The following is a 6,042-nucleotide window of genomic DNA, read 5'->3' on the forward strand; positions in this document are numbered from 1 at the left end:
CCACCGCGCTCAAGGGCGACTCTGCGGCGCTCTGATAGTTCAGTCCGAACACCTCACCGGCAGCGGCTTGGCCCGTGTGGGCCCCATACCCGGCCGTCAACGCGCCAACCGCCGCAGCCAGACCATCGCCCACCGCGGCCACCGCCGACCCTGCACCATCCAAGGCGGCGGGATCAACGCCCAGCGGCGCCATCAGCTCACGACCACATGCCTACGTTCTTAGCCATGGCGCCGGTGTAGTTGGCGTGGGCGGTCTTGGCCGCGCCTTGCAGCTGGCGCAACGCTTCCCGCATCATCGCCTCACCCTGGCTCCAATGCCGATGCGCCTCAGCGTGCGCCGCGGCAGCCTCACCGGTCCATGTAGCGTGCAGATTGCTTACCATCGAATCGATTTCGGTGAACATGGTTTCGGCATAACGCTGAAACTCTCCCATGCGCTCCACCGCTTCGGCCAACGCCTCAGGGTCGACGCGGAATGCCTCAGCCACCGTTGACCCCTCGCAATGCCTGAGCAGAGGCCGACTCGTTGTGCTGGTAAGCCATACCGGCTTTACCGACCGCCTCCGCCAAAATCGACAATCCCAGCATCACTTCGCCGGCTCCCCGGTGCCACAGTTCCCACGCCGAGGAATAGGCGCGGCCGGAGGTTCCCTGCCAACCGCCCAACATCTGCCCAACCTGGCCGTCGAGTTCGGCTAACCTGCTCCGCAGGGCCTCCGCTGCACCGCCCAGCGACTGGGCACAACCGACCATCGCCGCCGGGTCGACGCGCAGCGTCCCATCGGAATCCACGCAGCAAAAATAACGATTCGCCTGGCCGGCCACAACTCAGCCCGGCAGCACCGGCACGGCGCCGGGCACCGTGAACCCCGGCACGTCGTACCACATCTGCTCGTTTTCGGCGGCCGAGCCCGAAAGCTGCCGCACCCCACGCGGATCGGCGACATACACCGCCGACGGGTTGGCCGCGATCATCCCCACCGGGGTCTGCAAACCCCTGCTGGGCGCGTCGGAGTTGACGCCGTCGAGGTTGACATACGACACCGGATGCTGCGGATCGGTACGGCTCACCGCAAGGTCATCTCCGGTTCGCCACGACAACGACACCACCGACGACCCCAGCCCGAAACCCAGCCGGCGCGGATACGTCAGCGCGAACTGGCCGGCCTGCGGCTGCTCGACACTAGCCAGGATGACCTGTCCGGCAATGACCGTGGCGGCACGCGTCCCGTCCCGAGACAGCTGCAGCTCGCTGATCGGACCGGGGAAGCGGCCGGACACCGCGGCCGAGTCCACTGGGATGCGCGCAAGCTGACCGGACGCCGGTTCCTGAATCGCCCGCAGCACATTGTTGCCGTCCACCACTACCCACACCGCGTCGTCGAGCGACCAGCTCGGCCGCGACATACTGTGCCCGTCGGCGGACGGCACCGCTTCACCGCCGAGATCGCCAATCCACAGTGTCGCCGCCATGTCGGGTGCGCCAGGCCGCTGCGTCACCACCGACGCCACCCGGTGGCCGCCGCGCGACAACGCAGCAGCGGTCTGATCGGGCATCTGCCCGAAAGCACCAGGCACCAGGGTGGATCGCTGACCGTCCAAGGACACCAGCGAGCCGCCCACCAAGCCGTGCACGCCCGCGCCGGCACCGTCGGCGACGCCGGGGTCGGTGGCGGCGACATCGGAGGTGGTCCACCCGTCAGTGAACCTGTCGTCCAAAGCGGCACCGTCGGCGTTGATCACATACGGGCCTTTGATGTCTGCCCGGGCCAGCGTCCAAATGATCTGTGCCGCAAGCAGTAAGCGGCTGTGCGGGTCGGTCGTGGACAAGCTTTCCAAGTCGACCCGCGCGCCCCCGTAGCCGCGGCCCACGCCAGTTTTGCCGCCGTCGGCCCGGGTCACCGGTCCACGCAGCCGCAACGGCGGAGCAAGCAGATTGCGCACCGCCCGGGCCATCTCCGGGCGCGGACCGGCGATCACCTTCGAGACCAGTTCGGTAGCCAGCTGATCCGGGTCGGAGACGGCGACGTAGCGCGGATCGGGAACCACGGTCTTTCCGGTCGGGTCGGCGAAGTAGAGCACGTTGCGCTTGTAGGTCGCCTGGAACTGCTGCCAGTCCAAGAACACGCCGTTGGGTAGCCGGTCGATGCGCCAACCACCTGACGTCTTGACCAACTCGATCGGGCCGGGGTCCGGCAGCACACCCTCGGCGGTCTCGAACACTCCCATGTCCGACAGCGAACCCAAGATGTCTGCCTTCATGTTGACCGAAACCCGTTCGGCGCTACGGGTTTCCACGAACACGACGTGGTCGAGCAGCAGCGAGCTACCCGCGTCGTCCCAGGCGTTGGATGCCGATTGGGTGAGAAATTGCCGGGCGGCCAGGTGCCGGTTGGCGGGATCGGCTGTGGCCTTGAGGAATTCGCGCAGCAGCACGTCGGGATCCATGCCCGGGGTCGGCTTGGGCAGGTTTGACGGTGCCGGTCGCGCAACCGTGCCGATGGCCTGCGGCGCCGACGACCTTGGCACGGCCGCGCAGCCGGCAAGCACCACGGCGACGGTCAGCAGCGCCACGAACTCCAGCGCGACGACGATGCGGGCGACAACGGCCCGAGGAGCAGTCGGGCGACCAGGCCGGCGCATTACGCGCCCCTTTCGGCGTGCTCCCGCTGACGGGGTTGGCGCTCGGTGTGTTCAGCCGCAATCGGTTTCATCGGCAGCGGGCTGGTGGTGACCTTGTGGCCGCGCACCAGCGGAAGCGTCAGCCGAAAGCAGGCGCCTTTGCCGGGTTCGCCCCAGGCCTCCAGCCGGCCCTGATGCAGCCGAGCGTCTTCGACGCTGATCGCCAACCCCAGTCCGGTGCCGCCGGACCGCCGCACCCGGGACGGATCCGAGCGCCAGAACCGGCTGAACACCAGCTTCTCCTCACCTGGCCGCAGCCCCACGCCGTAGTCGCGCACCGTGACCGCGACGGTGTCCTCGTCGGCGGCCATCCGAATCCGCACCGGTTTGCGCTCGGCGTGGTCGATGGCATTGGCGATCAAGTTGCGCAGGATGCGCTCCACTCGTCGCGTATCGACCTCGGCGATGACCTCATGAGGCGGTAGGTCCACGATCAGCTTGACACCGGCATCTTCAGCCAAGTGGCCCACATTGGCCAGCGCGCTGTTGACGGTCGCACGCAGGTCGACGGACTCGACCGACAATTCGGCCACACCGGCGTCGTGCCGCGAAATCTCCAGCAGGTCGTTGAGCAGCGACTCGAACCGGTCCAGCTCACTGACCATCAATTCGGTGGAGCGCCGCAGTGCCGGGTCGAGGTCGGCGCTGTGGTCGTAGATCAGGTCGGCCGCCATGCGCACTGTGGTCAGCGGGGTGCGCAGTTCGTGGCTGACGTCGGAGGTGAACCGGCGCTGCAGGTTGCCGAACTCTTCGAGTTGGGCGATCTGCCGCGACAGGCTTTCGGCCATGTCGTTGAACGACATGGCAAGCCGCGCCATGTCGTCTTCACCACGCACCGGCATCCGTTCGGAAAGATGCCCCTCGGCGAACCGCTCGGCGATCCGCGACGCCGAGCGCACCGGCACCACCACCTGGCGGGAGACCAGCCACGCGATGCCGGCCAGCAAGACCAGCAGCACCACACCGCCGGTGGTCATGGTCCCGCGCACCAGCGAGATGGTGCTGGCCTCGTTTGCCAGCGGAAAGATCAGGTACAGCTCCAAGTTGGTCACCCTCGACGGCGTCGGGGTGCCGATGAGCAGCGCCGGCCCGGAAAAGCCCTCGGTGTGCACGGTGGCGTACTGGTAGGCGACCTGCCCGGCCTTGACGAAGTCACGCAGCGAGGGCGGCACCTGATCGATGGGCCCGGCGGTGGTCGCAGCCCTCGGCCCGTCGCCGGGGACGAGCAGCGCCGCGTCGAACGCGCCGGCCAGGCCCGCGCCGGACGAGGGGTCGGTTTTCGACGTCAAGCTGTTGCGGGCGAGTTGAAGACTGCTGTCTAGCGAGCGCGCCTCCTCGCCGCTGACGATCCCGCTAACCGTGTTGCGTGCCCGCTCGATCTGTTCGATGGCGGCGCGGACCTTCACGTCGAGCACTCGGTTGGTGACCTGGCTGGTCAGGACGAAGCCCAACGCCACGATCACCGCAAATGACATCCCGAGAGTCAGCACCACCACCCGCAGCTGCAACGAGCGGCGCCAGGCGACGGCTACCGCCCGGCTCAATGCACTCATGCCGCGCATCAGTGGTGTCGACGGCCCCCAACGACTCCGGATGCGTCGCCGCGAGCCCCACATCACAACCGCCGCTCCGCCTCATCGCGACGCTCTGCATCGTCGCTGCCCGTGTTGATGCGCCGGTGCTCAGCAGCGCTTCGCGCCGCATCGTCGCCGGCGCGGATCACGGAGGTCCGGCCTTGTAACCCACTCCTCGAACGGTCAGGACAACCTGCGGGTTCTCCGGGTCTTTCTCGACCTTGGCGCGCAGACGCTGAACGTGCACGTTCACCAAGCGGGTGTCCGCCGGGTGACGGTATCCCCACACCTGTTCGAGCAGCACATCACGAGTAAACACCTGGCGCGGTTTGCGTGCCAGCGCGACCAGCAGGTCGAACTCCAGCGGGGTCAGCGAGATCTGCTCGCCGTTGCGAGTGACTTTGTGGGCCGGCACGTCGATGTCGACATCGGCGATCGAGAGCATCTCGGCCGGCTCGTCGTCGTTGCGGCGCAGCCGCGCCCGCACCCGGGCCACCAGCTCCTTGGGTTTGAACGGCTTCATGATGTAGTCGTCGGCGCCCGACTCCAGCCCCAGCACCACATCCACGGTGTCGGTCTTGGCGGTCAGCATCACGATCGGCACCCCGGAGTCGGCCCGCAACACCCGGCAGACGTCGATGCCGTTCATGCCGGGCAGCATCAGGTCCAGCAACACCAGATCGGGGCGCAACTCACGGACCGCGGTGAGCGCCTGGCTGCCGTCACCGATGACGGCAGTATCGAAGCCTTCCCCCCGCAGCACGATGGTGAGCATCTCGGCCAGCGAAGCGTCGTCATCGACGACGAGAATCCTTTGCCTCATGGTGTCCATGGTGTCACCAGATCGCGACAAAACTCAGCTATCGCGCGGGCGTTTCTTCTCGCAGCTCACCAGATGAGCAACGTGGCGGCCAACTTGCCGGGGTCCACGTCGGCGCCCACCACCTGCCAACGCCCGCCCCAGCCCGCGGCGGCCAGCCCGGCATACACCGCACCGGTGCGCTGCTGCAGATCGTCGTCGCGTTCATAGGCGTCACGGTCCCGGCCCGCCTCCTGCACGGCCCGGCTGCGCGCCCGCTGTCTGGCAAGTTCAGCCGAAACATCAAGTAACACTTGGCAATCCGGCATGGGAAGGTGTAGCCGGCCGTATTCGATGCCGTGCACCCAGGCCGCCACCTCACCGGTGGCGTCCTGGTGTAGGCGGGCTGCGCTGTAGGCGGCGTTGGAGGCCACGTAGCGATCCAGGATCACGACGTCGTAGTCATCGCGGAGCTTTTCGATCTGGGCTGCCGCACCGGCGCGGTCCAGCGCGAAGAGCATTGCCATCGCGTAGACGCTCGACGCGAGGTCCCCGTGCTGGCCGCGTAGCGCTTCAGCGGCCACGTCGGCCGGCACCGACTGCCCGTAGCGTGGGAAGGCCAGCGTGGCCACCGACTTTCCGCCGGCCTGGAAGGCCGCTTGCAAGCCGCGCGACAGGGTCTGCTTGCCTGCGCCGTCGACCCCTTCGATCGCGATCAACACGGCGCGAGCCTAGCGCGGCAGTTGAGCCGTCTTATGCTTCCGGCTCGGCGTCCCAGCTGCCTGGCACCATCGGCGCACTCGGCACACCGCCAAATCCGTCGCCCGCCATCGTGACCAATCCCGCCGCCCTCGGGGCGGCAGCGGTGGCCTTGGTTCCGGCGAAGCCCAAGGGCCCCGCGCCCTGATCGGAGGCCATCGTCGACGCCTCGGGATCCATGTATTCGTAGCGATGGCCGGGGTCTTTGACCGTCGCACGGCGTCGACG

Annotated in this window: 6 protein-coding genes and 2 pseudogenes; all 8 read right to left on the bottom strand. The window is 67.7% G+C overall.

Translation table 11 applies throughout. The annotated features are described in order from the left end of the window. A pseudogene (locus ACFE99_RS21725) lies at positions 1–193 on the bottom strand (hypothetical protein); the annotation flags it as partial. A gap of 4 nt (positions 194–197) precedes the next feature. Beyond that, a complete protein-coding gene (locus ACFE99_RS21730) occupies positions 198–488 on the bottom strand; it encodes a WXG100 family type VII secretion target (RefSeq protein WP_375488471.1) in 291 nt (96 codons plus the stop codon). Then, positions 481–792 carry a WXG100 family type VII secretion target gene (locus ACFE99_RS21735; RefSeq protein WP_375488473.1) on the bottom strand — a complete coding sequence of 104 codons (312 nt, stop codon included), beginning with the start codon at positions 790–792 and terminating at the stop codon, positions 481–483. The genes ACFE99_RS21730 and ACFE99_RS21735 overlap by 8 nt, the downstream gene beginning before the upstream one ends. A gap of 36 nt (positions 793–828) precedes the next feature. Beyond that, positions 829–2,643: an MtrAB system accessory lipoprotein LpqB gene (gene lpqB, locus ACFE99_RS21740; protein WP_375488475.1), complete on the bottom strand. Its 1,815-nt coding sequence runs from the start codon at positions 2,641–2,643 to the stop codon at positions 829–831. Then, positions 2,643–4,301, bottom strand: coding sequence for an MtrAB system histidine kinase MtrB (gene mtrB / locus ACFE99_RS21745; RefSeq protein ID WP_375488477.1), 1,659 nt, complete (start codon positions 4,299–4,301; stop codon positions 2,643–2,645). Before mtrB ends, lpqB begins: the two co-directional genes overlap by 1 nt. 100 nt (positions 4,302–4,401) lie before the next feature. Next, positions 4,402–5,088, bottom strand: a complete 687-nt coding sequence (mtrA, locus tag ACFE99_RS21750; protein WP_083086376.1) for a two-component system response regulator MtrA — start codon at positions 5,086–5,088, stop codon at positions 4,402–4,404. A 56-nt stretch (positions 5,089–5,144) separates the two neighbouring features. Further along, positions 5,145–5,777, bottom strand: a complete 633-nt coding sequence (locus ACFE99_RS21755) for a dTMP kinase (RefSeq protein WP_375488479.1) — start codon at positions 5,775–5,777, stop codon at positions 5,145–5,147. Between the two features lie 31 nt (positions 5,778–5,808). Beyond that, positions 5,809–6,042, bottom strand: a pseudogene (locus ACFE99_RS21760) (PPE family protein); the annotation flags it as partial.

This window comes from uncultured Mycobacterium sp., from assembly GCF_964249325.1.
Taxonomy (GTDB): domain Bacteria; phylum Actinomycetota; class Actinomycetes; order Mycobacteriales; family Mycobacteriaceae; genus Mycobacterium.

Coding starts and splice junctions, on each gene's coding strand:
- lpqB (WP_375488475.1), bottom strand. CDS start 2,643: ATGCGCCGGCCTGGTCGCCCGACTGCTCCTCGGGCCGTTGTCGCCCGC.
- mtrA (WP_083086376.1), bottom strand. CDS start 5,088: ATGGACACCATGAGGCAAAGGATTCTCGTCGTCGATGACGACGCTTCG.